26 protein-coding genes, 2 tRNA genes and 1 riboswitch are annotated in these 26,398 nt (G+C 58.1%); of the genes, 11 read left to right on the top strand and 17 right to left on the bottom strand.

Annotated elements, in window-relative coordinates:
* Positions 1-112 precede the first annotated feature (112 nt).
* Positions 113-2,059: a glycosyltransferase family 2 protein gene (locus tag ACQZ5F_RS11200; RefSeq protein WP_225339503.1), complete on the top strand. Its 1,947-nt coding sequence runs from the start codon at positions 113-115 to the stop codon at positions 2,057-2,059.
* Positions 2,060-2,274: 215 nt separating this feature from the next.
* Here the strand turns inward: ACQZ5F_RS11200 and ACQZ5F_RS11205 are convergent, their stop codons facing one another.
* From ACQZ5F_RS11205 to ACQZ5F_RS11220, 4 genes are all read right to left on the bottom strand, one after another.
* Positions 2,275-2,568: a hypothetical protein gene (locus ACQZ5F_RS11205; protein WP_046800726.1), complete on the bottom strand. Its 294-nt coding sequence runs from the start codon at positions 2,566-2,568 to the stop codon at positions 2,275-2,277.
* Between the two features lie 89 nt (positions 2,569-2,657).
* Positions 2,658-3,347: an aquaporin Z gene (gene aqpZ / locus ACQZ5F_RS11210; RefSeq protein WP_225339504.1), complete on the bottom strand. Its 690-nt coding sequence runs from the start codon at positions 3,345-3,347 to the stop codon at positions 2,658-2,660.
* A gap of 149 nt (positions 3,348-3,496) precedes the next feature.
* Positions 3,497-3,570 (bottom strand) — tRNA-Gly (locus ACQZ5F_RS11215).
* A gap of 57 nt (positions 3,571-3,627) precedes the next feature.
* Positions 3,628-4,725: a 2'-deoxycytidine 5'-triphosphate deaminase gene (locus ACQZ5F_RS11220; protein ID WP_225339505.1), complete on the bottom strand. Its 1,098-nt coding sequence runs from the start codon at positions 4,723-4,725 to the stop codon at positions 3,628-3,630.
* Positions 4,726-4,798: 73 nt separating this feature from the next.
* Positions 4,799-4,877, top strand: a riboswitch (SAM riboswitch).
* A 43-nt stretch (positions 4,878-4,920) separates the two neighbouring features.
* On the opposite strand from ACQZ5F_RS11220, the gene ACQZ5F_RS11225 reads away from it, so the two are divergent.
* Together ACQZ5F_RS11225 and apaG are read left to right on the top strand one after the other, a co-directional pair.
* Positions 4,921-6,105: an O-succinylhomoserine sulfhydrylase gene (locus tag ACQZ5F_RS11225; protein WP_052820249.1), complete on the top strand. Its 1,185-nt coding sequence runs from the start codon at positions 4,921-4,923 to the stop codon at positions 6,103-6,105.
* Positions 6,106-6,346: 241 nt separating this feature from the next.
* Positions 6,347-6,739: a Co2+/Mg2+ efflux protein ApaG gene (gene apaG, locus ACQZ5F_RS11230; protein ID WP_046799401.1), complete on the top strand. Its 393-nt coding sequence runs from the start codon at positions 6,347-6,349 to the stop codon at positions 6,737-6,739.
* 51 nt (positions 6,740-6,790) lie between these two features.
* On the opposite strand, the gene ACQZ5F_RS11235 is transcribed toward apaG, so the two are convergent.
* The 3 genes from ACQZ5F_RS11235 to ACQZ5F_RS11245 form a co-directional block, all read right to left on the bottom strand.
* A complete protein-coding gene (locus tag ACQZ5F_RS11235) occupies positions 6,791-7,780 on the bottom strand; it encodes an Hsp33 family molecular chaperone (protein ID WP_225339506.1) in 990 nt (329 codons plus the stop codon).
* 244 nt (positions 7,781-8,024) lie between these two features.
* Positions 8,025-8,942 (bottom strand): ornithine carbamoyltransferase, encoded by a 918-nt coding sequence (gene argF / locus ACQZ5F_RS11240; RefSeq protein ID WP_046799462.1) that lies wholly within the window; start codon positions 8,940-8,942, stop codon positions 8,025-8,027.
* 55 nt (positions 8,943-8,997) lie between these two features.
* Positions 8,998-10,197 carry an aspartate aminotransferase family protein gene (locus tag ACQZ5F_RS11245; RefSeq protein WP_052820250.1) on the bottom strand — a complete coding sequence of 400 codons (1,200 nt, stop codon included), beginning with the start codon at positions 10,195-10,197 and terminating at the stop codon, positions 8,998-9,000.
* Between the two features lie 430 nt (positions 10,198-10,627).
* Here ACQZ5F_RS11245 and ACQZ5F_RS11250 point away from each other — a divergent pair, with 430 nt between their 5' ends.
* Positions 10,628-11,161 carry a GcrA family cell cycle regulator gene (locus tag ACQZ5F_RS11250; protein ID WP_046799398.1) on the top strand — a complete coding sequence of 178 codons (534 nt, stop codon included), beginning with the start codon at positions 10,628-10,630 and terminating at the stop codon, positions 11,159-11,161.
* 388 nt (positions 11,162-11,549) lie between these two features.
* On the opposite strand, the gene phoB is transcribed toward ACQZ5F_RS11250, so the two are convergent.
* From phoB to phoR, 7 genes are all read right to left on the bottom strand, one after another.
* Positions 11,550-12,233, bottom strand: a complete 684-nt coding sequence (gene phoB / locus ACQZ5F_RS11255) for a phosphate regulon transcriptional regulator PhoB (protein WP_003493692.1) — start codon at positions 12,231-12,233, stop codon at positions 11,550-11,552.
* 30 nt (positions 12,234-12,263) lie between these two features.
* Positions 12,264-12,989 (bottom strand): phosphate signaling complex protein PhoU, encoded by a 726-nt coding sequence (phoU, locus tag ACQZ5F_RS11260; protein WP_046799397.1) that lies wholly within the window; start codon positions 12,987-12,989, stop codon positions 12,264-12,266.
* A 98-nt stretch (positions 12,990-13,087) separates the two neighbouring features.
* Positions 13,088-13,903, bottom strand: a complete 816-nt coding sequence (gene pstB, locus ACQZ5F_RS11265; RefSeq protein ID WP_052820251.1) for a phosphate ABC transporter ATP-binding protein PstB — start codon at positions 13,901-13,903, stop codon at positions 13,088-13,090.
* Between the two features lie 14 nt (positions 13,904-13,917).
* Positions 13,918-15,240: a phosphate ABC transporter permease PstA gene (gene pstA, locus ACQZ5F_RS11270; protein ID WP_046799395.1), complete on the bottom strand. Its 1,323-nt coding sequence runs from the start codon at positions 15,238-15,240 to the stop codon at positions 13,918-13,920.
* On the bottom strand, positions 15,237-16,721 hold the full coding sequence (gene pstC, locus ACQZ5F_RS11275) for a phosphate ABC transporter permease subunit PstC (protein WP_052820252.1): 1,485 nt from the start codon (positions 16,719-16,721) through the stop codon (positions 15,237-15,239). The genes pstA and pstC overlap by 4 nt, the downstream gene beginning before the upstream one ends.
* Before the next feature lie 271 nt (positions 16,722-16,992).
* Positions 16,993-18,027 carry a substrate-binding domain-containing protein gene (locus tag ACQZ5F_RS11280; protein WP_046799393.1) on the bottom strand — a complete coding sequence of 345 codons (1,035 nt, stop codon included), beginning with the start codon at positions 18,025-18,027 and terminating at the stop codon, positions 16,993-16,995.
* Between the two features lie 195 nt (positions 18,028-18,222).
* Positions 18,223-19,491 carry a phosphate regulon sensor histidine kinase PhoR gene (phoR, locus tag ACQZ5F_RS11285; protein ID WP_225339508.1) on the bottom strand — a complete coding sequence of 423 codons (1,269 nt, stop codon included), beginning with the start codon at positions 19,489-19,491 and terminating at the stop codon, positions 18,223-18,225.
* Between the two features lie 232 nt (positions 19,492-19,723).
* Here phoR and ppk2 point away from each other — a divergent pair, with 232 nt between their 5' ends.
* On the top strand, positions 19,724-20,605 hold the full coding sequence (gene ppk2 / locus ACQZ5F_RS11290) for a polyphosphate kinase 2 (RefSeq protein WP_137083384.1): 882 nt from the start codon (positions 19,724-19,726) through the stop codon (positions 20,603-20,605).
* Positions 20,606-20,665: 60 nt separating this feature from the next.
* On the opposite strand, the gene ACQZ5F_RS11295 is transcribed toward ppk2, so the two are convergent.
* Positions 20,666-21,811: a hypothetical protein gene (locus ACQZ5F_RS11295; RefSeq protein WP_225339509.1), complete on the bottom strand. Its 1,146-nt coding sequence runs from the start codon at positions 21,809-21,811 to the stop codon at positions 20,666-20,668.
* A 254-nt stretch (positions 21,812-22,065) separates the two neighbouring features.
* Between ACQZ5F_RS11295 and ACQZ5F_RS11300 the strand changes: the two genes are divergently transcribed.
* The 6 genes from ACQZ5F_RS11300 (at position 22,066) to ACQZ5F_RS11325 (ending at position 24,845) form a co-directional block, all read left to right on the top strand.
* Complete coding sequence (locus ACQZ5F_RS11300) at positions 22,066-23,028, top strand: NAD(P)H-dependent flavin oxidoreductase (RefSeq protein WP_046799390.1); 963 nt, start codon at positions 22,066-22,068, stop codon at positions 23,026-23,028.
* Positions 23,029-23,164: 136 nt separating this feature from the next.
* Positions 23,165-23,240: transfer RNA gene (locus tag ACQZ5F_RS11305), tRNA-Thr, on the top strand.
* A 179-nt stretch (positions 23,241-23,419) separates the two neighbouring features.
* On the top strand, positions 23,420-23,608 hold the full coding sequence (locus ACQZ5F_RS11310; RefSeq protein ID WP_082178986.1) for a type II toxin-antitoxin system HicA family toxin: 189 nt from the start codon (positions 23,420-23,422) through the stop codon (positions 23,606-23,608).
* 3 nt (positions 23,609-23,611) lie between these two features.
* Positions 23,612-24,025 carry a type II toxin-antitoxin system HicB family antitoxin gene (locus tag ACQZ5F_RS11315; RefSeq protein ID WP_080842355.1) on the top strand — a complete coding sequence of 138 codons (414 nt, stop codon included), beginning with the start codon at positions 23,612-23,614 and terminating at the stop codon, positions 24,023-24,025.
* Between the two features lie 103 nt (positions 24,026-24,128).
* The gene (locus ACQZ5F_RS11320) at positions 24,129-24,287 is read left to right on the top strand and encodes a YqaE/Pmp3 family membrane protein (RefSeq protein ID WP_046799460.1); all 159 of its coding nucleotides are present in this window, start codon (positions 24,129-24,131) and stop codon (positions 24,285-24,287) included.
* A gap of 315 nt (positions 24,288-24,602) precedes the next feature.
* Positions 24,603-24,845: a DUF982 domain-containing protein gene (locus ACQZ5F_RS11325; RefSeq protein ID WP_046799388.1), complete on the top strand. Its 243-nt coding sequence runs from the start codon at positions 24,603-24,605 to the stop codon at positions 24,843-24,845.
* A 92-nt stretch (positions 24,846-24,937) separates the two neighbouring features.
* Here ACQZ5F_RS11325 and ACQZ5F_RS11330 read toward each other — a convergent pair whose 3' ends face one another.
* Entirely contained in the window at positions 24,938-25,330 is a 393-nt protein-coding gene (locus tag ACQZ5F_RS11330) for a PRC-barrel domain-containing protein (protein WP_046799387.1), read from the bottom strand.
* A gap of 130 nt (positions 25,331-25,460) precedes the next feature.
* Positions 25,461-26,342, bottom strand: coding sequence for a helix-turn-helix transcriptional regulator (locus tag ACQZ5F_RS11335; RefSeq protein ID WP_225339510.1), 882 nt, complete (start codon positions 26,340-26,342; stop codon positions 25,461-25,463).
* Between the last annotated feature and the right edge of the window lie 56 nt (positions 26,343-26,398).

A 26,398-nucleotide genomic window follows, 5' to 3' on the forward strand; every position in this document is an offset into this window, starting at 1 on the left:
AAAGCGATAGCTAAAGTAAAGCCAATACCTATATTTCGCGTTACATTCGTCATTCTCATCTATACTGTCCGTGGCAGGATGTGGGACATTACCATGACGGCGGCGGCGATGCATGGATCAATCTAGCCATTATACACGAGAATCGTTTCACACGACGCCAATGGAACGGAAAATTGCATTTTCATTCACGGGCGATGATCGGCAATGGAGCGCAGCTGAACAGGCTGAACCCGGACAGGCGCAGTTCCTCGCTTCACTGGGCTTCGGCAAACCCTATATCGACGCATTCGAGCAGCGGGCTCTTAAAAATGGCTCGACGGTGGAAGATGAATTGCTGGCAAGCGGCCTTGTCCAGACGGAAGCTTACTTCGGTGCTTTTGCCAGATTTCTGCGACTACCGTTTTTCCCGGAAATCGATCCGGAACGGGTCGAGGATATCAAGAACCTCGATATGCAACTCGCTGAACCGCAGTTGCTCCGGTTGAAGCCACTGAACGGCAGACCGCTCCTTCTGATCGTGCCGGAACTGGGACGGTTTGCATTGCTGAAGACCATGCTCGATCGGCATCCGCATCTTTTCGACGAGCTTGCCGTCACTACGCCTCAGGCCATGCGCAGCGCAATCTGGAAGGCTGGTGAAACGCGCCGCAGCCATGAGGCGCAACAACGGCTTTTCAACGCGGCCCCGGGCCATTCCGCCAGGATTACATTGCAGGGCCAGCAGGGTTTCTACACTGGCGTTCTGGCTACGCTGCTGACGCTGTCGCTGCTTTTTTATACGGAAGCGGCTCTGGCTTACATTCACGTCAGCCTGACGATGCTCTATTTTTTCACCCTGCTTTTCAGGCTGTTTGCGCTCGTTAACGCTCCGCACGCGCCGACGGAAAACGAAAAACAAACCCTCCCGGCCCTCCGAGACGACAGCGACCTGCCGGTCTACACCGTTCTCGTGGCGCTCTATCGCGAGGAGGCGGTCGTCGAGCAACTCATCGGCGCGCTGGAGCGTCTGGATTGGCCCAAGTCCCGACTGGATATCAAACTCGTCTGCGAAGCGGATGATGATGCGACGATCGCCACCATCAAGCGTGTCAATCCCGGTCCACATATCGAGCTGATAAAAGTGCCGCCATCCCTGCCGCGTACCAAGCCCAAGGCGCTGACCTATGCGCTCGCTGGAGCGCGGGGCACATTGGTTGCCGTCTACGACGCAGAAGACCGCCCCCATCCGCAGCAATTGCGCGAAGCCCATGCCACCTTTCGCCGCCAGCCGGACGAAGTGGCCTGCCTGCAGGCGCCGCTTATTGTCAGCAATGCACGCTCGTCCTGGCTCAGCGCCTGTTTCGCGCTGGAATATTCCGGCCTCTTTCGCTGCATGTTACCCGTTCTTGCCGCACACAGGCTGCCGCTGCCACTTGGCGGCACTTCAAACCATTTCCGCACCGCGGTATTGCGCCGCGTTGGCGCGTGGGACCCCTATAATGTGACTGAGGACGCCGATATGGGCCTCAGACTGCACAGGCTGGGTTATCGCTGCGGTGTCATTCGGCGACAGACACTGGAGGACGCGCCAACCTCGTTCTCCGTCTGGCTGAACCAGCGCGCGCGCTGGTACAAGGGCTGGCTGCAAAGCTGGCTGGTGATGACCCGTGCGCCCGTTACAACTGCGCGCCAGATGGGATGGACCGACTATATTGTCTTTCAACTGTTGATCGGCGGCATGCTTTTATCGTCACTGACCCACCCCCTGCTGTTTCTTTCCTTCACCTTCATGACCATGGCGATCCTGGAAAGCGGCACAGATATGCTGTTTTCCTGGCAGGGCATTCTGTTCGTCATCGATACGCTGAATATTCTCGGAAGTTACACCATCTTCGTGCTGATGGGCCGAAACAGAATGATACCCTATGAAAAGAAGCAGGTCGGGCAACGCTGGCTGGCGATCCCGTTTTACTGGCTGATGTTGTCTCTTGCGGCATGGCGCGCGGTTGTGGAACTGAAAACCAGACCCTTCGTCTGGAACAAGACACCACATATGCCTGCCGTCAAGAATTCGGCCTGACGCGGCATCCGCAATATCGGTGGATGCAGTTCCTACACGTCTTTTCAGCAACCGCAGAACGCGTCTCACCATTGCAGACGTGCTACTGCATCTCGCAAAAAACCGTTTCCGGCGGCGTTGCCACGATCGATACGGAATAAACCAGAATGCCTTGCCGAATGAGGTGCCTCCTCCGGCAAGGTCTGTCACGCCACCACGGCGGTGACTGAACGACCCTATTTGGCGACGAGTTTGTTCTTGATCAGTCCGACAATGATCTGAACGATCAGACCACCGACACCACCGCCAACCAGCTGACCCGCAAGAGCGCCGATATCCACACCGCCGGCCGCCGCATTTCCCGCCGCTCCGAGCAGCGAGCCAAGTACGGTTCCGCCGCCAATGCCGCCAATGGCGCCTGCAATCAGGTTGCCAAGCGAGCCGAGATCGGAATCCTTCACTATCTTCCCGCCAGCCGTGCCGCCAACCGCACCACCGATCACCTGGGCCAATATCGAAGCAAGATCCATGTCATCCTCCTCAATGGTTTCCCCGACCATTCGGGAAAACAAACTTCCCATTCATGTCTGCGCGGGCAGGAAGGAGCTGGCCTTGCGCCTTACTCTTCTTTCTCGCCGAAAAGTTTCCAGACCACAGCACCGATGACGCCGCCGAGGATCGGAGCAAGCCAGAACAGCCAGAGCTGCTGCAATGCCCATCCACCGACGAACAATGCCTGTCCCGTCGAGCGGGCCGGATTGACAGAGGTATTGGTGACCGGAATGGAAATCAGATGAATAAGTGTAAGGGCAAGGCCGATGGCGATTGGCGCAAAACCGGCTGGAGCCCTGCCATGTGTCGATCCCAGAATGACGATCAGGAAAAACGCAGTCAGGATCACTTCGATCAGCAGCGCTGACACGAGGGAATATCCGCCCGGTGAATATTCGCCATAACCATTGGCGGCAAAACCACCAAGTTCGGCCCCCGCCTTGCCGGTGACGATGACGTAAAGCGCAGCTGCGGCGACAATCGCGCCCAGCACTTGCGCCACAATATAAGGAACGAGGCTCGATACCGGGAACTTGCCGGCCACCGTCAGACCGACGGAAACCGCCGGATTAAAATGACCGCCGGAAATGCCTCCGACCGCATAGGCCATGGTCAGAACCGTCAGGCCGAAAGCAAAAGCAACGCCGAGAAACCCAATGCCGAGCTCTGGGAAACCGGCAGCGAAAACCGCGCTGCCACAGCCACCGAAGACAAGCCAGAACGTTCCCAAAAATTCCGAAAGAAGTTTGCGACTCATAACACTTCCCCATAATGTTACGACTGCATCAACTATTACGTGCAATTTAATCGTAGTCAAGCTAAATTATAGGGATGCGCTTGCCGCTCAACGGCGGCCAGGCGCGGCATGTCCGCGGGCCGGAAAACATTTCAGTTACGTTGGAAAACTGGAGCGGGTGAAGGGAATCGAACCCTCGTATTCAGCTTGGGAAGCTGCTGCTCTACCATTGAGCTACACCCGCACCGTGAAACAAGACATCGGACAGTTCGCAGCGGGTGTCAAGCGCCCGGCGGGTTCATTATTCCACGCGGAAATGCTTGGAGAGTTTCAGCCCCTGAGCCTGATAATTGGATCCAAGACCCGTGCCGTAGAGGCCTTCCGGTTTCTGCAGCATGTGTTCATATACCAAGCGGCCAACGATCTGGCCGTGTTCTAGGATGAAGGGCACCTCGTGGCTGCGCACTTCCAGCACCGCGCGGCTGCCTGTTCCGCCGGCCTGCGCATGGCCGAAGCCTGGGTCGAAGAAGCCGGCGTAGTGGACCCGGAATTCGCCCACCAGCGGGTCGAAAGGCGTCATTTCGGCGGCGTAAAGCGGCGGTACGTGCACGGCTTCGCGTGAGACGAGAATATAGAACTCATCGGGATCAAGGATCAGCTCGGCGCGGCCGCGCGCATGAAGCGGCTCCCAGAAATCGAGAACGTCGTGCTGGGCCTTCTTGTCGACATCCACCACAGCCGTGTGGTGTTTGCCGCGATAACCGATCAGGCCATTCTCGCCGAAACCTTTGAGGTCGATCGAAAGCGCGATGCCGCCGCCCGTCACGTTGGGGGTTTCGCTGGCAACCAGCGTTTCCGTTTCGTGCAGCTTCAAAAGCTCGCTTTCGTTGAGCAGCGAATGGCCGATGCGGAAGCGGATCTGCGACAGGCGCGAGCCCCGGCGAACCACCACCGGGAAGGTGCGCGGGCTGATTTCCAGATAAAGCGGGCCGGTATATCCCGCCGGGATCTTGTCGAATTCCTGCGCGTTGTCGGTCATCACGCGGGTGAAAATATCAAGGCGACCGGTCGAGCTTTTGGGATTGGCCGAAGCCGACATCTCCGCCGGCAGTTCCAGGCTTTCCATCAGCGGAACGATATAAACGCAACCGGTTTCCAGCACGGCGCCCTCAGAGAGATCGACCTCGTGCAGGCTGAAGCGATTGAGCTTGTCGATGACGCGGGTTCCGGGGCCGGGCATGAAGCTGGCACGAACGCGATAGGCTTTTGAGCCCAGCCGCAAATCGAGGCTGGCGGGCTGCACCTGGTCAGCATCGAGCTCGGCCTCGCTCTTCAGCTTGCCGCCTGCAAACAGCGCCCGGATAGCGCCATCCGCCAAAATGCCCGTGGTTCTCGTCATGGTCATCATTCCTTTTTACGGCGACAAAACCAAAAGGAAAGCATTGACGCAAGCCGATAACGGCAGTATGGCAAGCTTATCCCGTGGTGATTTGGCCGGTCGGCTTGCAGCCACGTTAAACAAGTGGCTAAAAAGACCGGGTGCTTGGAACCGGTCTGCTTTTGCGACCGGTTTTTTTGTTTTGAAGGTGATCACATGAGCAATAAATGGCGCCCGGCAACCCAGCTCGTTCACGGCGGCACGCTACGCTCCCCCTATGGTGAGACGTCTGAAGCGATCTATCTGACCCAGGGTTTCGTCTACGAAAACTCCGAAGCCGCCGAAGCGCGCTTCAAGGGCGAAACGGATGGATTCATCTACGCCCGTTATGCAAGCCCGACCAATGACATGTTCGAAAAGCGCATGTGCCTGCTGGAAGGTGCCGAAGACGCCCGGGCGCTTGCCTCCGGCATGGCGGCCGTCACCGCCGCCATCATGTGCCAGCTGCGTGCAGGCGACCATATCGTTGCTGCCCGCGCCCTTTTCGGCTCCTGCCGCTGGGTGGTTGAGACGCTTGCTCCGAAATACGGCATCGAATGCACGCTGATCGACGGACGCGATCTCGGCAACTGGGAAAAGGCGATCCAGCCGAATACCAAGCTGTTCTTCCTTGAAAGCCCGACCAATCCGACACTCGAAGTGGTGGATATTGCCGGCGTGGCAAAGCTTGCCAACCAGATCGGCGCGAAGGTCGTCGTCGACAATGTATTTGCGACGCCACTCTTCCAGAAGCCGCTCGAACTCGGCGCCCATATCGTAGTTTATTCGGCGACCAAACATATTGATGGCCAGGGCCGTTGCCTCGGCGGCGTGATCCTTTCCGACAAGAAATGGATCGAGGAAGAGCTGCAGGACTATTTCCGCCACACCGGTCCGGCCATGTCGCCGTTCAATGCGTGGACGCTGCTGAAGGGCATCGAGACCCTGCCGCTGCGCGTCAAGCAGCAGACGGAAAATGCCGGCAAGATCGCCGATTTCCTCGCCGATAGCGGCAAGGTCGCCAAGGTCATCTATCCCGGTCGCGCCGATCATCCGCAGGCCGATATTATCGCGCGGCAGATGTCAGGCGGTTCGACGCTGGTGGCTTTCGAACTGAAGGGCGGCAAGGACGCGGCTTTCGCGCTGCAGAACGCGCTGGAGATCGTGAAGATTTCCAACAATCTGGGCGATGCCAAGAGCCTTATCACCCACCCCGGAACCACGACGCATAAGAACCTTTCCGATGAGGCGCGCGCCGAACTCGGTATTTCCGGCGGAACTCTGCGTCTTTCCTGCGGTATCGAGGATACGGACGACCTGCTGGAAGATCTGGCGAAGGGGCTGGCAGCCGTTTCCGCCTGAGAATTCAATCCATAAGCGCCATGGCCCTACCCTGCGTTGGGCCGTGGCGCCGCAGCCGGCTTCGCAAGGGGCAAAATCCTGTGGCGGGCAACCAATATTTACCTTTATCGTTATCCCTAACGGTGGAAAACGGCGCGACAACAGGTGGCGCCCGCCCGTCAAGCCGTTCATTTTCTTGACGATAGCCAGAGCCTATAGTGTAGGATGATGGCAACAGGCATAATATCGAGGTGTGGCGCGTATGTATCGTGCTCTGACAAGGGATATCGAGGTAACGGTCGATCCGTATTATCTCGAAGAACAATCCGACCCGGATGACGACCGTTACGTCTGGGGTTATAAAGTCGTGATCTCGAACAACTCTGATATGACGGTGACACTCGTCAACCGCTATTGGCATATCACCGATCAGAACGGCCAGGTGGATGAGGTTTACGGGCCAGGCGTCGTTGGCGAGCAACCGCACCTGAACCCCGGAGACAGCTATGAGTACTCTTCCGGCTGCCCGCTGGACACACCTTCAGGCCTGATGTTCGGCCATTATGAAATGGAAACCGAAAAGGGCGAGGTGTTCAATGTCACCATACCCGCCTTCTCGCTGGATTCACCCGGGCTTTTGCGGGTGTTGAACTGAGGTTCACAAGGCGGTTGAGAAGCCGCGCCTTTTAAAAGCGCGGCTTTCTACTCAGACGTTTTCAAACTCGCTAATGTCGTAGCGATAGGTGGTGGAGCAGAATTCGCACGTCACCGCAATTGCGCCGTCTTCCTCACTCGCCTTGATCTCTTCAGCGGTGAAACCGGACAGAACGCCCTTGATCTTGTCACGCGAACAGCTGCAACGATCGAAAATGGCCTGCGGATCATAAATGCGCACACCATTCTCGTGGAAAAGCCGATATAGAAGACGTTCGACCGGCACCTGCGGGTCGGTCAATTCATCGGTATCGACCGTATTCAGCAGCGTTACAGCCTCAGTCCAGGCATCGTCTTCCACCGTTTCGTAACCACCTTCATCGCCATCACCACCGTGGAGATCGCGCATGCGCAGACGCTCCGGCGCCTGCGGCAGGAACTGGGCGATCACGCCGCCGGCACGCCAGCCATGGCGTGGCTTGCCTTCGCCGTCACGGTCGAAGAACTCGGCAACGCCGAGGCGCACGCGGGTGGGAAGCTGTTCCGACTGGCGGAAATAAACCCCGGCGATTTCTTCCAGCGACGAGCCATCCAGCGGAACGATGCCCTGATAGGGCTGCATACCCATACCCTGATCGATCGTAAAAGCGAGAATACCGGTGCCCAGCAACTGTTCGGGCGAGGTGGCGCCGGCTGCGATTGCCTCGGCCAGTCGTTCTTCGTCAAAACGGGCATAGGCGCGCATGCTCTCGGGTGCGGTGAAATCCGCGACCAGAAGGTCCACCGGGCCGTCACCCTTGGTCTGCACCGTAAGCTTGCCGGAGAACTTCAGGGATGTGCCGATCAGCGCCGTCAGAACGGTCGCTTCCGCCAGCAGGCGGGCAACAACCGTGGGATAGTCGTGCCGTTCGAGGATGGCGTTCAGCAGCGGCCCAACCTGTACGGCGCGACCGCGCACATCCAGACCTTCGACCTGAAAGGGCACGACCTTGTCGTCGCCAGCAAGAACGAGATCGTCCAGTTCAACCGTTACATCTGCCATATCATAACTCCCTGGCGCAGCCGTTGCGCCGCTACCGTCCAAAAGTCCGGCTTTTTGAATGTGCTTTTTCCGCTTGTCGCACAGAGATCCGGGAAGCGAAACCGCCTCCGGGGAAAATCGTGCAAATCTTGATGATGGCCCGCCAGCAAAAAACCGACGAGCCTCTTCGAAGTCCCACAGATGGTAATGTATGCGGCCAAGTTCAAGCACCTGGCCAGGCATCAGTCGGAACCGACGATATTCGTCAGATGACGCCCATGCACCAGGCAATGACGGACTTCTGTGCGTGGAGCCGGTTTTCCGCCTCATCGAAGACCACCGATTGCGGCCCGTCGATAACGCCGTCCGTTACTTCCTCGCCGCGATGCGCCGGCAGGCAGTGCATGAACAGTGCGTCCTTATCGGCCTTGGCCATCAGTGCTTCATTCACCTGATAGGGCTGGAAGATGTTGTGGCCGCGCGCCTTGTGTTCCTGGTTCATCGATACCCAGGTGTCGGTAACGATACAATCTGCCCCGGCAACCGCCTTGTCGGCATCATGATATAGCGCGATCTCGCCGCCATTATTGCGCGCCCAGTTCAGGAACTTGTCATGCGGTTCAGAGCCCATGGGCACCGCCATATTCATGCGATAACCAAAGCGGGCCGAGCCCTCAACGAAAGAGTGCAACACGTTATTGCCGTCACCCGTCCAGGCAATGGTCTTGCCTTTCACCGGACCGCGGTGTTCCTCGAACGTCAATATATCCGCCATGATCTGGCAGGGATGGGTGTCGTCCGTCAGGCCGTTGATAACAGGCACGGTTGCATGTTCGGCAAGCTCAAGCAGGCGCGAATGATCCGTGGTGCGGATCATGATGGCGTCAACATAACGCGACAGAACCTTGGCCGTATCACCGATCGTTTCCGCACGACCGAGCTGCATTTCCGTACCCGACAGGAACAGGGTCTCACCGCCGAGTTGACGCATGCCGACATCGAAGGAAACGCGGGTTCGGGTGGACGGCTTTTCAAAGATCATCGCCAGCATCTTGCCGGCAAGCGGCTTTTCCGCAGTGCCGGCCTTGGTGGCAATCTTGCGCGCCCGCGCATCATCAAGAATCGTCCGCAAATCCTCCGACCCAACGGCCGAAAGGTCTAGAAAATGTTTTGGTGAAGCCATTTCAAACTGTCCCATGCTCGCGAGCCTCCGGGAAGAGGCCCGCCCTTGATTGGTTTCAGGCGATTTTCGCCTGTTTCGCTGTCAGGGAGGCGGCAGCCGCTTCCACTCGCGCCAGCCCTTCGCGGGCCTCTTCCGCCGTGGTGACGAGCGGCGGCAGGAGACGGATGACGTTGTCACCTGCCGGAACGCCGAGCAGGTGCTCCGCGCGCATGGCCTGCAGCAGATCGCCCGAAGGAACCTTCGCCTTGATGCCCATCAACAGGCCTTCGCCACGAATTTCCTCGATTACATCAGGATAGCGGTCCTTGAGCGATGCCAGTCCCTGGCGGAAGACCAGCGCGACATCACGAACCTTTTCCAGAAAACCGTCGGCCAGAACGACATCCAGCACCGCATTGCCGACCGCCATTGCCAGCGGGTTGCCGCCATAGGTGGTGCCATGCACACCGGCCGTCATGCCGGAGGCGGCATCCGCTGTTGCAAGGCATGCGCCAAGCGGGAAACCGCCGCCGATACCCTTGGCAACCGCCATGATGTCAGGCGCAACGCCGGTCTGCTCATAGGCAAACAGCTTACCCGTGCGGCCGACGCCCGTCTGGACTTCATCAAAAATCAGGAGAAGGCCGTGCTCGTCGCACAATCCACGCAGGATTTGCAGGAATTCCTTGCTCGGCGCGCGAATACCGCCCTCGCCCTGGATAGGCTCGATCAAAAGCGCGGCCGTCTCAGACGTGATGGCAGCCTTCAAGGCATCGACATCAGCGAAAGGAACCTGATCGAAACCTTCGACCTTGGGACCGAAACCCTCGAGATATTTCTGCTGGCCGCCGGCAGCGATCGTTGCCAGCGTGCGGCCATGGAACGCGCCCTCGAAGGTGACGATGCGGAATTTTTCCGGGTGGCCCTTTGAATAGTGATAACGGCGCGCGGTCTTGATGGCGCATTCCAGCGCTTCAGCACCGGAATTGGTGAAGAACACCTTGTCCGCGAAGGTTGCTTCCGTCAGCCGTTTAGCGAGCTTTTCCTGTCCGGGCACTTCATAAAGGTTCGAGACGTGCCAGACCTTCTCGGCCTGCGCCTTAATTGCTTCCACGAGGTGCGGATGAGCGTGACCCAGCGAGTTAACCGCAACACCGGCTGCAAAATCCAGATATCGTTCGCCGCTCTCCGTGAACAGCCAGACGCCTTCACCGCGCTCGAAGCGCAGCGGGGCTCTTGCAAACGTATCGAACAATGGCGCGGCGGCTTCGGCCATGGCTGTATCACTCCTTGCGCGGATGCGCTGTCATAAGGTTGTCAATAGGCTCGCGAGGTTATCCCTCGCCTGAAAATCAAAAATGCCGCCTCGCGGCGGCAGGGGCACTATTGTCACTTCGTTTGCCGATGTCAACAAAAGTCCGCGTTTCCCGGGCTTCTCAAGCACTAGTAGGCGCCACCGAAGGAGGCCCAAGGTGTTGCCTTTCAGACTCAACGCACCAGCAAGTTGGGGAAAACCGGAAAATCGATTCCAGATGATTCCCGCGACTCTTGCCACGGAGTCGGGCTGGCACTAGGTTAATCGCTAATTACTAGACTGCATTGCGGCGGAACTAGTCACCTAAAATCCGGCAGAAACCACGCTCGCGGCGCGCCCGCGAGACGGAGAGGGATTCTGCCGAAAGATACGCGACAAGCGGAGAAGCGGCATGAACTGGACAGACGAGCGGGTCGAGAAACTCAAGAAATTGTGGGCCGAAGGACTGAGCGCCAGCCAGATAGCAGCGCAGCTGGGCGGTGTAAGCCGTAATGCCGTGATCGGCAAGGTCCATCGTCTCAATCTACCGGGACGCGTCAAGGCCGGCGGACCGGTCACTTCGGCACGCTCCGCGCCCAAGCGCACCGCGGCCCCTGCCCCGCGCGCGACAAATTTCACGGCACGCGTCAGCGCGGCGCCGGCCCGCACCATGAGCCGTTCGAACGCAGCAACGGCTCTTCATGAAGAGATCGATATCGAAACCGCGCAGGTTCTCGATTACGTTCCTTCCAGAAATGTAGTGACGCCGATTTCCCGTCGCTTGACGCTGACGGAACTGACCGAGCGCACCTGCAAGTGGCCGGTCGGTGATCCCTTGAAAGACGATTTCCACTTCTGCGGTTGCGAAGCGCTGGAATCCTCACCCTATTGCAAGTTCCATGCGAAACTCGCCTACCAGCCGGTCAGTGAGCGCCGCAAGGCTTGAGTGTTGCGGCACGCATTCAGCACTCAAAAACTACGGGCCTTCGGGCCCGTTTTTTTATGACAAATTCAGGCCGGTTCCGGAAAACAATCGCCGGTGGAATGTTCGGCCTTTCCTCCACGCCGCCCGGGCCAGGCACGTCCGGTTTAAACGGCATCTTTGGACGTGCCCTATCTCTTTGTTTTTACGTATTTTCCGGACGTAGAACCGCTTTACTGGAAATACTCTAGCCCACAATCCGCATGCGAACAGGCCGCCGATTGTCCATTCAAAAGGTCAAGGTGCCGTGTTTGGGAAAGGTTCAAAACCGAAAGGCCCGAAACCGGAATGGTGTCGGGCCTTTTGATTTTGGTCAGATGTTGTGCTGATTGAAGCTGCTGTTCGGCTTAGCTCAGGCTTCCATCGAATATCCAGCACCGCGAACGGTGCGGATGACATCCTGCATGTGCGAAAAATTGAGCGCCTTGCGCAGGCGCCCTACGTGAACGTCAACGGTGCGCTCATCCACGTAGATATCGTGACCCCAGACGCCGTCCAGCAACTGCGAGCGGGAGAACACCCGACCCGGAGATGTCATCAGGAATTCCAGCAGGCGAAATTCCGTCGGTCCGAGGCGCACTTCGCGGCTCTTGCGGTGAACGCGGTGGGTTTCGCGATCGAGTTCGATATCGCCGCATTTCAGCACCGATGAAAGAACCTCCGGGCGGGCCCGGCGTAGCATCGCCTTGACGCGGGCCATGAGTTCCGGCGTCGAGAATGGCTTGACGACATAATCGTCGGCGCCGGTGGCAAGACCGCGCACCCGCTCGCTTTCTTCACCGCGCGCTGTCAGCATGATGATGGGCAGGCGTTCGGTTTCGGGCCGCATTCTCAAGCGCCGGCACAGTTCGATGCCGGAAACACCGGGCAACATCCAGTCCAGGATAAGAAGATCCGGAATACGTTCCTGCAGCCTGATTTCCGCCTCGTCGCCACGGGGTATCGTGTCGACGTCGTATCCCTCAGCCTCGAGATTGTAACGAAGCAGGACGCTCAACGCTTCCTCGTCTTCCACAACTGCAATCTTGGGCACCATATACTAACTCCGCAAGCTTCTGCCTGTCTGTTATTCGGTCACCGAACCGAGTGTGTTGGAACTATCGTCCTTCGGACGCTCACCCTCCGGCTGGCTGCCGGTGGCCATGTAATAGATTGTTTCAGCGATATTCGTCGCATGATCGCCGATACGCTCGATGTTCTTGGCGCAGAACAGAAGATGTGTGCAGGTGGTGATGTTGCGCGGATCTTCCATCATGTAGGTCAGAAGCTCACGGAAGAGCGACGTGTACATGGCGTCGATTTCTTCGTCCCGTTCACGAATGGCGTTGGCTTTCTCGGCAGAACGCGTGGAATAGACGTCGAGTACTTCCTTGAGCTGCACCAGCGCCAGTTCCGACAGATGTTCGAGACCGCGGGCGAGCTTGCGCGGCACGCCGGTGCCGGCAACCGCGATAACGCGCTTGGCGGTGTTCTTGCCGAGATCGCCAACGCGCTCGAGATCGCCGGCAATACGCAGCGTGCCGATGATTTCGCGAAGATCGGCCGCGACAGGCTGCCGTCTGGCGATGGTGACGATGGCCTTGTCGCCGATCTCGCGCTCGGAATGGTCGAGGATCGCGTCGTCGGAAATGACCTTCTGCGCAAGCGCAGCGTCGGAATTGACCAGTGCGCGCACGGCGTCGGCGCACATCTGCTCGGCCAGACCGCCCATTTCGGCGATGCGGCGCGTCAGGAACTTCAATTCCTCGTCATAAGCGGACAGAATATGCGAATGGGTCGTTGTCTGTGTCATGGTCTAATCCTCCGGCTTGGCCTTCATGCACGTGCACGCCAACGGGGCACGGCAAAGGCACCAGTCTTGTTCGGTTTCGATAAAGCGCCGGCCGGAAATCAGCCGAAGCGGCCCATGATGTAATCCTGCGTACGCTGGTCGTCCGGATTGGTGAACATCTTGTCCGTTTCGTTTTCTTCGACAAGATGACCAAGATGGAACATGGCCGTACGCTGGGAAACACGCGCTGCCTGCTGCATGGAGTGCGTGACGATGACGATCGTAAAGTTGGCGCGCAGTTCGTGGATCAGTTCCTCGACCTTGGCGGTTGCGATCGGATCGAGCGCCGAGCAGGGTTCATCCATCAGGATCACTTCCGGGCTGACGGCAACCGCGCGCGCAATACACAGACGCTGCTGCTGACCACCGGAAAGGCCGGTACCGGATTCCTGCAGACGGTCTTTCACCTCGTTCCACAGGCCGGCCTTCTGCAGGCTCTGTTCAACGATCTGGTCCATATCCGCCTTGTTACGGGCAAGGCCGTGGATGCGCGGACCGTAGGAGATGTTCTCGTAAATCGTCTTCGGGAAGGGGTTCGGCTTCTGGAACACCATGCCGACGCGGGCGCGCAATTCCACGACGTCGATCGCCTGATCGTAGATATCGTCGCTGTCGAGGGTGATCTTGCCGGTGACCCGGCAGCCATCGATCGTATCGTTCATGCGATTCAAGGTACGCAGGAATGTGGATTTACCGCAACCGGACGGACCGATGAGCGCAGTGACCGTGTTTTCGCGGACATTGAGGTTCACGTCGTAAAGCGCACGCTTTTCGCCGTAAAAAACCGAAACGTCCTTGCCGATCATCTTGTACGAAACTTCATTCATTTTCTTGTCCAGCGCCTTTTCAACTGCTGCTTCCGACAACATGTTCATTGCTCAATCTCCCTCTACCAGCGCCGTTCGAAGCGGCGACGCAACAGGATTGCGCCAACATTCATGACGATGAGGAACAAAAGCAGGATGATGATAGCGCCGGATGTCCTTTCGACAAAGGCACGTTCCGCTTCGTTCGCCCACATGTAAATCTGCACCGGCAGAGCCGTGGACGGATCCATCGGCGTTGTCGGATAATTTGCAACGAATGCCACCATGCCGATCAAGAGCAGCGGCGCCGTTTCACCCAGCGCATGGGCAAGGCCGATGATGGTGCCGGTGAGAATGCCGGGCATGGCGAGCGGCAGAACGTGATGGAAGATCGTCTGCATCTTCGAGGCGCCGAGACCAAGTGCTGCGGCACGGATCGACGGCGGCACGGCCTTCAGTGCGGCGCGTGTGGCAATGATGATTGTCGGCAGTGTCATCAGCGTCAGGACAAGGCCGCCGACCAGAGAGGCCGAGCGCGGAAAGCCCATGAAGTTGATGAAGACGGAAAGGCCGAGCAGACCGTAAACGATGGAGGGAACTGCCGCGAGATTGTTGATGTTCACCTCGATAAGGTCCGTCAAACGGTTCTTCGGCGCGAATTCCTCGAGATAGATGGAGGCTGCGACACCGATCGGCAGCGACAGAACCAGCACGATCATCATCATATAGAAGGAGCCGATCAGCGCCACACCGACACCCGCCGCTTCCGGACGGCTCGAATTGCCGTTGACGAAGATGCCGGTGTTGAAATGTTTGCCGAGCTGGCCGCCTTCGGCGAGCTGATTCATCCAGCCGAGCTGCTGGTTCGAGATACGGCGGTTGGCTTCATCCACCGTCAGATCGACCTGGCCCTTGAAGGCACTATCCACATCGCCCGATGCGAGAAGCGTGACGTTGCGCGTGGTGCCGATAACGGCAGGATCGGCGACGACGATGTCGCGCAGCTGGGTGCGGACGCTGTCGGAGATCATGACGTTGACGGCGCGCAGACCGGCGCGGTCCGTCGGCGCGACGCCCAGAACCTTGGCAACCGCATCTCGGGCGAGAACGGGATAATTGGCCGTCATCAGCTTTGCGGGGTTTGCGGCCCGCTCATTCTTCGGATCGATGATCAGTTCGGAAAACTCGACCGGAACCGTGATCATCGTCTGCTGGAAGGCGGTGTACCCCTTGGATACGACCGACCAGAGCAGCAGGAAGAGGAAGATGAGGCCGAAGGAAATCGCTGCCATTCCATAGGCGCGGAAGCGGCGTTCGGCGGCATAGCGGCGCTTGATGCCGATATCACGGCGCGTGGCGCTGTTTCCGGCGGCAGCACCGGCTGTGGGAGAAACGATGTCGGTCATTCATATTGCTCCCGGTATTTGCGCACGATGTAAAGCGCGTAGATATTCAGGCAAAGCGTGATGGCGAAAAGCGTGATGCCCAGCGCGAAGGCGACAAGCGTCTGCGGCGAGGTGAATTCAAGGTCGCCGGTCAGCTGGCTGACGATCTTGACCGTCACCGTGGTCATCGGTTCGAACGGGTTGATCTGCAGGCGGGCCGCAACACCGGCGGCGAGAACCACAATCATCGTTTCGCCGATCGCACGCGACGCCGTCATCAGCACGGCGCCGACGATGCCGGGAAGAGCGGCAGGAACGATGACCTTCTTGATGGTTTCAGAGCGCGTGGCACCAAGACCGAGAGAACCGTCGCGCAACGAACGCGGCACAGCGGTGATGATATCGTCCGACAGTGAAGAGACATAGGGAATGAGCATGATGCCCATCACAAAGCCGGCGGTAATGACGCTCTGCGCCTGGATGAAATTGGCATAGTTGCCGGTTGTGAGACCGCTGATCTGCGTGGAAATGTCTCGCAGGAAAGGACCCACCGTCGTCAGCGCGAAGAAGCCATAGACGATCGTGGGAATACCGGCGAGCACCTCGAGCAGCGGCTTTGCCACTGAACGCAGGCGCGGCGAGGCGTATTCCGACATGTAAATCGCCGAAAACAGACCGACCGGGACCGCGACCAGCATGGCGACGAAGCCGATATAGAGCGTGCCGGCAAGCAGCGGGATGAGGCCGAACTGGCCGGAGGAGTCCGTTGCACCGGCGGCGGCGAAACGCGGATCCCACACGGTTCCGAAAAAGAACTGGTGTGCCGGAACCATGGTGAAGAACTGGATGGCTTCCGTCAGCATCGACAGGACGATGCCGATGGTCGTCAAGATCGCGATGGACGAGGCAACAAGCAAGGATGCGAGAATGACCCTTTCAACCTTGTTGCGGGCCCGAAAGCGCGGAGCGATCGAACGCAGCGCATAAGCGGCGCCGGCGAACGCGGCCGCCAGCACGATGACGATCATCGCGATGCGGCTTGTAGTGGTCATCGTGTTCAGCGTCTGGGCAGCATCGACCATATAACGCTCAGGATCGCCGGCGATCGCGACGCCTTTCGATGCCAGAAGCGGCCTTACCGCGGCTGTATCCGCGTCTGCCTGCGCAGTTTCTTCCGCCGTCAGGCGCTGAAGACCACGGGCGATGGAGCTCACCATGCCATATGTCAGGCTTTGCTGCGCCTCGGACTGGGCGCGCACATCTTCGGGAAAATTGCCGCGCACGGCAGAAGTGACGACCAGCGGGCTGATAACGAGCCAGACACAGAGAATGAACGCCGCGGGCAACACCGCCCAGACGACCGCGTAGGAGCCGTGATAACCGGCACGGGAATGCATGCTGGCGGGGCGCCCGCCAGACAGAGCAATGGCGCGGCGGCTGCCGAGCAGATAACTGCCGATGCCGATCAGCGCCAGTATCAGCAAAAGGATCGATGTGTTCATTAGAATTCCCTCGGCGTGCCTCAAGAGCACGGTGCGATATCGGGCAAATCAAAAAGTCATCAAAACGAGACCGCTGGACCATCCAGAGATGCCTGCCTTTTGACTGTATCAAAGTCTGGCAAGCGTCAAGGTTGATACAACCTATCCATCTGTAATCCATAAACAATTATGTGGATGGCGATGGATCGGAACTGTCAACCGGAGACAATCGCCGAAGCGGAGAGGCACCGGGCGAAACAAGGGGCGCGGCAAGCCGCGCCCCTCGTCTTTATTACATGGAAGCGCCGGCTGCGAACTTGGCGCGGATTTCTTCGCGCTCCTTGTCCGGAGCGGCAACCAGGCCGTAGTTGGCGAGCGGGGAATCAGGGCCGATCATGTCGTCAGAAACGAAGAACTCGACATATTCCTTGAGGCCCGGGATAACGCCCAGGTGAGCCTTCTTCACGTAGAAGAACAGCGGACGGGAAACCGGGTACTTGCCGCTGGCAACGGTTTCGGTGGACGGAACAACGCCAGAAACAGTGGCAACCTTCAGACGGTCAGCATTGTTTTCATAGAAAGCGAGGCCGAAGACGCCGAGGCCAGTCTTGTTGGCGTCGATGCGGGCCAGCGTTTCGGTGTAGTCGCCGTCGATGTCGACCGCGGCGCCATCCTTACGGACAGCGATGCACTTTGCAGCTGCCTGCTTGGCATCGGTGACGATCTTCTTGATGGCGTCGGTAGCGCCGGCTTCCTTGCAGCCGTCAGCCATGATCTTCTCTTCGAAGACTTCGCGGGTGCCGTGCTTGGAACCCGGGATGTAAGCGGCAATCGCTACATCAGGCAGTTCCTTGTTGACTTCCGACCACTTCTTGTTGGGGTTGGCAACGAGCTTGCCGTCCTTGACGATTTCAGCGGCGAGAGCGAGGTAAAGATCCTTCGGCTCGAGCTTGATGTCCTTGTTGGAAGCGTCCATTGCGAAGACGATACCGTCGTAACCGATCTTCACTTCCTGAACGTCGGCAACGCCGGCAGCCTTACAGGCGGCCAGTTCGTCGCTCTTGATTGCGCGCGAAGCGTTGGCGATGTCGATGGTGCCTTCACCAACGCCGGAGCAGAACGCCTTCAGACCACCGCCCGTGCCGCCGGACTCAACAACCGGAGCCTTGAAGTTCGGGAAGGTTTCGGCGAAGGTTTCAGCAACGATCTTGGCATAGGGCAGAACCGTGGAAGAACCGGCAACCTGGATCTGGTCGCGAGCAGCGGCGGCGCCAGCGAAGGCGACAGAAGCCACCAGAGCTGCTGCGGAAAATTTAAGGATGTTCATTTGTCTCTCCCGTCGTGGGCTTGTTTGTGGACGCGGCCGATAGCGGCACTCGCTCAAAGCATGCGCTCGGCGACCTTTTCTTAACCACCGTAGCCACATCCTTTTATGTCACTTCAGTGAAAGATTTGTGACAACCTAAATTATTGATTTAATTTATAAAATTTTACGACAGTAAAAGCAGATAGATATTTTATGTCAGAATCTGACCGTGAAGTCCGTACCGTTGCCCAATTCCGATTTGATGATGAGGCGGGCACGGTGGCGGGTGAGGATGTGCTTGACAATGGCAAGCCCCAGACCCGTTCCTTTTTTGGAACGGCTGTCGGCGACACTGACGCGATAAAACCGCTCCGTCAGACGCGGCACATGTTCAGCGGGAATGCCCGGCCCCTTGTCGATGACGCTCACTTCCACCGGCTTGCCGGGTTCGGCGCGCAGCCAGACATCCACGACCTTGCCTTCCTGTCCATATTTGCAAGCATTTTCAACGAGATTTTGAAACACCTGCACCAGTTCGTCGCGGTCGCCCTGCACTTCTGCCGGCCGGTCGGGCAGATGTAGGGTGATCTCGACATCCAGCTCATTGGCGAGCGGCAGCAGCGCGTCCCGCACATGTCCGATGACGGGGACGAGGTCGACCTTCTGGTCAGGCGCGATATTCGCCCGCAGCTCCAGCCGTGAAAGCGACATCAGATCATCCACCAGCCTGCTCATGCGGGTTGCCTGATCCAGCATGATGGCGAGGAAACGTTCCTGTGCCTTCGGATCGTTGCGAGCCGGACCCTGCATGGTTTCGATGAAGCCGCGCAGCGAGGCGAGCGGCGTGCGCAATTCATGGCTGGCATTGGCGACGAAGTCGCTGCGCATCCGGTCGATGCGGCGAAGCTCCGACACATCACGGAACGACAATATGTAAAATGGCGGGCCGGCCACCTCCCCCGCATCCGCACGGGCGATGCGAACGATGAAGACCCGTTCGGATGGAAAACGCTCCGAATGCTCGACCTGATTGGGCTGGCCGGTGGTGATGGTTTCGCGGATGACATCCAGCAGACCGGGAGATCGCAGGCGGGCGGAAATATGCGCGCCGGGCGGAAGCTGGCCGAAAGCACGTTCGGCCGCACCGTTCTGAAACAGCACGCTGGCATTCTTGTCGAGGATGAAGACCGGCGTATCCAGCACTGCAAGGCCGGCCCTGACACCGGAAATGACACTTTCGGCGGGCACCTCGGGTTCATCCGTTTCCGCAACCGCGGTTTCATCGGTTTTGGGCGCCATTGGCCGTTCCCGAACCGCCAGAATGGCGATGATGGCGCAGAACCAAAGAACGGCCGGCATGTAGGGCGTGTGCAGTTCCGAAACGGCCACGATGGCCAGCATGCTGACGACGAGAACGGGCAACCAGTTTCGGCCAAGCTTTCGTCCCAAAAGCCTTAATCCACGATCGCCTTCCATGACTGCCATTTCAGCCTGCTTTCCACTTTCACCTGACGGCGCATCGAATTCTCATAGGCCAGCTTCATGACAGAGATTCATCACCGCGCATTTTTCGCAACGTATATGCGCAAAATCTGTGCCGCAATCGTCCCCGGCGCCGCACCATGCGCAGCCACTCCTCTTTCACTTGAATTCTGCCGGTGGATATGAACTCATTGGCGGTGAGTTGCCTTTACACAACAATAGCCGGAGAACAAATATGGCCGAAGACACGAAGAAGCGAGCGGTGGAGCTTACCATTGGCGGCAAGCCGCGCAGCTTCGACATCGACGATCCGGTTCTTCCCGACTGGGTGGAGGACAAAAAACTCTCCGCAGGCGACTTTCCCTACGACAAGAAGATGAAACGGGAAGATTACGACGCTGCGCTGGAGGCGCTGCAGGTGGAGCTGGTGAAGGTGCAGTTCTGGCTGCAGGCCACAGGCAAACGGGTGATGGCGGTCTTCGAAGGCCGCGACGCGGCGGGCAAGGGCGGCGCGATCTTTGCGGCCCGGGCCTATCTCAACCCCCGCTACGCCCGCGTGGTGGCGCTGACCAAACCGACGGAAACAGAACGCGGCCAATGGTATTTCCAGCGCTATATCTCACATTTTCCGACTGCCGGCGAATTCGTTCTCTTCGACCGTTCCTGGTATAACCGCGCCGGTGTCGAGCCGGTCATGGGATTTTGCACCCCGGAAGAACACAAGCGCTTTCTCAAGGAAACACCGCGGCTGGAAAAGATGCTGGTGCATGAGGACATTCATCTTTTCAAGTTCTGGCTCGACATCGGCCGCGAGACGCAGATCGAACGCTTCCACGATCGCCGCCACAGCCCGCTGAAATGCTGGAAGCTTTCGGATATGGACATAGCGGCGCTGACGAAATGGGACGATTACACGCAAAAGCGCGACGAGATGCTGGAAAAGACCCACACCGACGATGCCCCCTGGACGGTGGTGCGCGCCAACGACAAGCGCCGCGCCCGTGTGAACCTGATCCGCCATATTCTCAATGCACTCGACTATGACGGCAAGGACAAGAAGGTGATCGGCGAGATCGACGACAAGATACTGGGGTCGGGTCCGGAGTTTCTTAAATAGGACGGGGAGACGAAGGCAAGCGCCTCCTCACGGCGGCGCTTGCCATTCTTCCTGTCAGTCTTACTGGCCGGGCAGAATGCGCACGGAGTAAAGATTGACCGGGCGGCTGTTGCCGTCAATGTCGCTGTTGATGAAGATTTTGCCGGGCGCGTTAGGAGCGAGCGAGCGCTCGAATGTCGCGTTCAGCAGCATATCCGCCCTTTCAGCCGTGGCCGTAAAGCGGTGACGTGAGCAATCTCCAAGCGTGGCGAAATCGCAGGCGACGGAAACCTGTGTCTGCCGGTCGCTGGATGATTGCAGCGTGATCGATATGGTCGAGGACTTGCCCGCCATGTCACGCATGACTTCCACCGGAACCTCGACGCTAACAGCACCATCCTGCGAAACACTTCTCGACGTCACCTTTATCGCCTTGCCGGCAGGTGTGGCGATGTTTTCGACCGTGGCGCGCGGGCCTGCCGAAACTCCGGCGCTGCCGCGCTCGGCATTAAAGAGTTCCACCCAGTCATCGGAGAAACCACGGCCGGCGGAGAGGCTCGGCGCCGGTTCCGCACCGTTGAAGTCTTCCGCCTGCACCTGGGCCGGCGGATTGGGCACGCTGGTATCGCGCTGCGCGGGCGACAGCAGCAGGCCGGACGAATAGACCCACCAGGCGCCGAAACCGATGAAGGCGAGAAGCGTCACATATATGAAAAGCCTTGCAAAAAGTCCGCGGCGCTTGCGGCGGCCAACAGCGCCTTCCGGGCGGAAAGCAAGCGAGGCATCGCCCGCGCTGGATCCTCTCCTGGATGGCTTTGCATTGCGCCGACCGGCACTTAGCGGCTCTTCAGCAGCAGCGACGCCCGGCCGCGCGTCACGCGTTTCGCCACGCAGTTCCGGCTCGACGGCCATATCGCCGTGGTGCTGTGGCTGCGAAACGGGATCGACCGAGGGTTCATCATGGGCGGCACTCTCCGGCAGTGGTGGCCGCAATTGCTGTTCCACCCTGTCCAGAAGCCGGTTACGCTCTTCATTTTCAATGACATGAATGAGGCTTTCAAGCCGCTGGCGTTGCTGTGCGACGACCTGTGGTTCGTCTATGCCCTGCTTGCGCAGGCCAGCTTCCAGCGCCTGGCGCGATGATTGGTAAATCCGTGCACGAACTTCGGCGTTCGATCTGTCCGATTTTTCCAGAGCATTTCTGATTGCCGTTTCCAGTCCGCTCACGACCGATCCTTGTTCTGTTGCGCTGTGCAAAAATATGCGGCGCTGCGCCATTGGTTTACGATTCGGTAACGGCTATGCCGCGCCTCCGCAAGCATCGTTTGTTATAAAGACCGGATTGGCTTGGGGAAAATCGATCCATTGTGGCACTGCGAACGCAGATTTGTGACGCCGATACGGCGCGGTTTTCGCTTTCAATCCGTCGCCGAACACGATATTAACTTACGTGCGCGTAAACGTAATTCATGGGAGGAAACATGCTGCCGTCCGTGCTGAAAGACAATCTGCGTCTTCCGGTCATAGCATCACCGCTATTCATTATTTCGCATCCGCAATTGACGCTGGCACAATGCAAGGCGGGTGTCATCGGCGCTTTCCCGGCGCTGAACGCGCGGCCCGAAAGCCAGCTGGACGAATGGCTGGCGATGATTACCGAAGAGCTTGCCGCGCATAACAGCGCCAACCCGGATCGTCCGGCTGCCCCCTTTGCGGTCAACCAGATCGTGCACATGTCCAATCGCCGGCTGGAACATGATCTCGGCCTCTGCGTCAAATATAAGGTGCCGGTGGTGATTTCCTCGCTCGGCGCCGTGCCTGAGGTCAATGCGGCGGTCCATTCCTATGGCGGCATCGTGCTGCACGATGTGATCAATGATCGTCACGCCCGCTCCGCCATCCGCAAGGGCGCGGACGGGCTAATTGCGGTGGCAACCGGCGCCGGCGGACATGCCGGCACGTTGTCACCCTTCGCGCTTGTTCAGGAAATCCGCGAATGGTTTGATGGCCCGCTATTGCTGGCCGGCGCCATCGCCAATGGCGGTTCCATCCTCGCGGCACAGGCCATGGGCGCGGACATGGCCTATATCGGCTCGCCCTTCATTGCCACGCAGGAAGCGCGCGCTTCCGACGGCTACAAACAAGCGATCGTGGACGCCCAAGCGAAAGACATCGTCTATTCGAATTATTTCACCGGCGTTCATGGCAACTACCTGAAAAGCTCCATCGTCGCCTCCGGCATGGATCCCGACGACCTGCCCGAAGCGGACCCCTCCAAGATGGACTTCGAAACGGCAACCGGCGGGGCAAAGGCCTGGAAGGACATCTGGGGCGCCGGCCAGGGTATTGGCGCGGTCAAGGCCGTGGAGCCGGTGGCAGACCTCGTCGATCGGCTGGCGCGGGAATATAAGGCTGCGAAAAACCGCATCTGCACAACGGCCTGACGCCGCCCGCAAACAATAAGCAGGCAAAGCTTTTTGCGGAAATTTCAAAAGCCGCGTATTCAAGGCTTGAAATCCGTCAGCATTGCCTGTATCAGCCCGCCATGAAGCTGATCCGCAACAGACGGGTCATGTTCGGGCCGCTTTAGCTCAGTTGGTAGAGCACGTCATTCGTAATGACGGGGTCACGTGTTCGAGTCACGTAAGCGGCACCATTTCCAAGCAAAATGAAAACTCATTTAATACCGCGGGATCGACAGCTTCGATTTTACACGCCTCTACGTGGTGACAGAAACTCGATAACACGTCGGGGTTCCTTGACCGTCAGACTTCGTCAATCAAACATAATCCCCAATTATTGACTTTCGAGATGATTGTGTGTATCAATACACACATGAAAAGCGGCGACATCATTTCGGCCTTGAAAGCGGATGGCTGGTACGAGGTGAGCACGATAGGTAGTCACGTTCAATTCAAACATCCAACCAAACCAGGCCGCGTCACTGTTCCTCACCCGAAGAGAGATTTGCCGATCGGCACGCTTAAAAGCATTGAAAAGCAATCCGGACTGAAACTGAGGTGAACCATGCGTAACTATATCGGACTGATCCATAAGGACGCTGATAGCGATTACGGCGTTTCTTTCCCCGATTTTCCCGGTGTCGTGACTGCGGGCACTGATCTTGATGACGCGCGCCGAATGGCGGAAGAAGCTTTGGCGCTCCATGTTGAAGGTATGATCGAGGATGGCGAAGCCATTCCCGAAGCGTCTTCTCTCGATACCATCATGGCGGATGCAGAAAACAGGGATAGCGTTGCCATCCTCGTTGCCCTCAAGGCAGAGAGCAGGAAGTCCGTTCGTCTCAACATCACGCTCCCGGAAGACGTCCTGAAGGCAATTGATGCCTTCGCAGAGACCAGAGGGCTGACGCGGTCTGGATTCCTGGCGCGCGCGGCGAAACATGAGATGTCGAACGCAACCCGCGACGATCATAGGTAAGGCCGTTCGACCGACGCGTGATCGTCACGGCAAAAGTGTTTGAAACCAAACAGCCCGCAATACGTTGACCGGCAAGTCACTCTCAACCAGAAAGCCAGTCATCGTGGACGTCATTCGTATTCTTATCGCCATCCTTCTTCCGCCCGTCGGTGTGTTCCTTCAGGTCGGGCTTGGCCTGCATTTTTGGCTCAATATTCTTTTGACGCTGTGCGGTTATGTACCCGGCATTATTCACGCCATCTGGGTGATCCTGCGGAAGTGAAGTCCGGCCATTTGCAATGGAACGTCCGCAACATTTTAGTACGTGATTAAATTCTTATGATCTCTGGAACCTCGTCTTCTCCCTCACGTTAAGGTGATGACAAGCAGCCAAGGAGAAAATCATGAACCAGATCATCTACATCGTCGGCCTCGTCGTTATCGTACTGGCAATTCTGTCGTTTTTCGGCTTCCGCTGATCCCCGTTGTCAATTCACTCGCTTGCGCATATTCTAAGCGGCAGTGACACACGGCTGCGTTCATGGGTTGCTCCGCTGTCGGGTGTATTTCGGGATCGCGTTGCTCTGGGAGGTGCACGATGAAGAACGAGAGATGGACAGAACCGGTCGAGGTCAATCTTGAGGCGAACGGCAAGAGTGTCGTCGCCGGCCCCTCTGAAGCGCTGACGTTGCTAACGGAAGGCTGGCCGAAGATTGGCGGATTAAGCTTTGTGAGAGCCAGAAGCGCCTGCCGCGCCGCCCTTGACGGGCGCAAATCGCCGGAGGAAGCGCGCAAATGTTTCACCGATGCGGTTTCCGAGATGCAGAAAAACCCGCATTGACGGGCCCAAAACAAAACGGCTCCTGAAAAGGAGCCGTTCTTTTACGTATTGCGCTCCCGGCGACAAATTGCCGGGAGCGCTTTTTCTGGACCTTACATCCAGTAAGGCGCGACGCCGTAATAGTCGTAAACCTTGCGGTCCTTGGCGTTCAGCAGATCATTGTCATCGAGATTGGCGAAGTGCGGCGCGTTTTCGATCTCTTCCTTGGTAAGATCGATGCGGTAGCCGTCGAGTTCTTCATCGTAATGCAGCTTTTCCCAAGGCAGCGGGTAATAGTCGTCACCGATCCCGAGAAAGCCACCGAAACTCAACACCGCATAAGCGACGCGGCCGCCACGCTTCTCCAGGATAATGCGCTGGATCGAGCCGATATGTTTGCCATCGGCGCCATAAACGCGGGTGCCTTCTACCTTGTCGCTGGCGATCAGGCTCGGCGTATCCTTGACATAGGGATCCTGCCCGGCGCGGGGTTCCTGATGCAACATGACGTCTTCCTCCTTGATTTTCTTCGTTGGTGTCACGTCTTGTAAACCCTGCGACGGAGAAATCGTTCCGAGGCGTTTCAAGCGCTGCGGCAGGTATTTTTTTGAAGGAGGACGGAACAAAAAGGCGCGCTTATTGGCGGATTTTTTGCCAGACGGAGGGGGAAACCCCGACCATCTTGCGAAAGACGCGGGAAAAATGCGCCTGGTCTGAAAAACCGCTAGCAATGGCAATGTCGGTCAACGCCATGTCGGTCCGCATCATCAGATCCTTGACGCGATCGATACGCGCCTGCATCTGCCATTGGTGTGGCGGTACGCCGGTGGAAGCCTTGAAGGCATGGCTGAAATGGGATTGCGACAGGTTTGTGAGTTCCGCCAGTTCCTCCAGCCGGATCGACCGCAGGCAATGTTCACGGATATAGTCGGTCGCCGCTCTTAACTGCCAGACGGCGAGCTTGCTGCGTTTCTTGACCGGTTCCCGCTTTACCTTGAGAAAGTCCGTCAGCAGCGCCAGCACGAGGCTTTCGCCGTAAAGGTCATGCAAGGGGTCTGGATTATCGCACTCGGCAGCGATCAGCCGCGCCAACGCCAGCAGGCGCTCATCCTCGAACATCAGATGCGGATCGAGCAGGCCGTGCGGGTCAAACCCCTGCACCAGCCGCGCGCCCAGCAAACCCGCATCAAAATGCAGATCGAGATGGCGCACAAAGGACACATTGCTGAGTTCCGCATGCACATCCAGATCGGCGGGCACGAAGGAAATCCGGTTCGCCTTGGAAGAACCGTGATTGTCACGATGGGAGCGGTTCATCATGAACCGGCCGTCATCGCTCCCGTCCATATCCAGCAGAAAAACGAAACGCGGGTCCTTGCCAACATAACGGCCACCCGCTTTCGGCGCGCAACGCACATCCCAGAGATCGGCGACGATGCCGTTCCAGACCCTCGAGCGCGGGCCGCCGATGACGGCAAAGCCCTCGATCTCATTTTCCATCCGTACGCGGAAAGCCATGGCCTCTTGATCCCGCAAGGCGCAAAGGCGCCTCTATAAACATGATAAATCTATTC

It is taken from the genome of Agrobacterium sp. 22-210-1 (genome assembly GCF_053522525.1).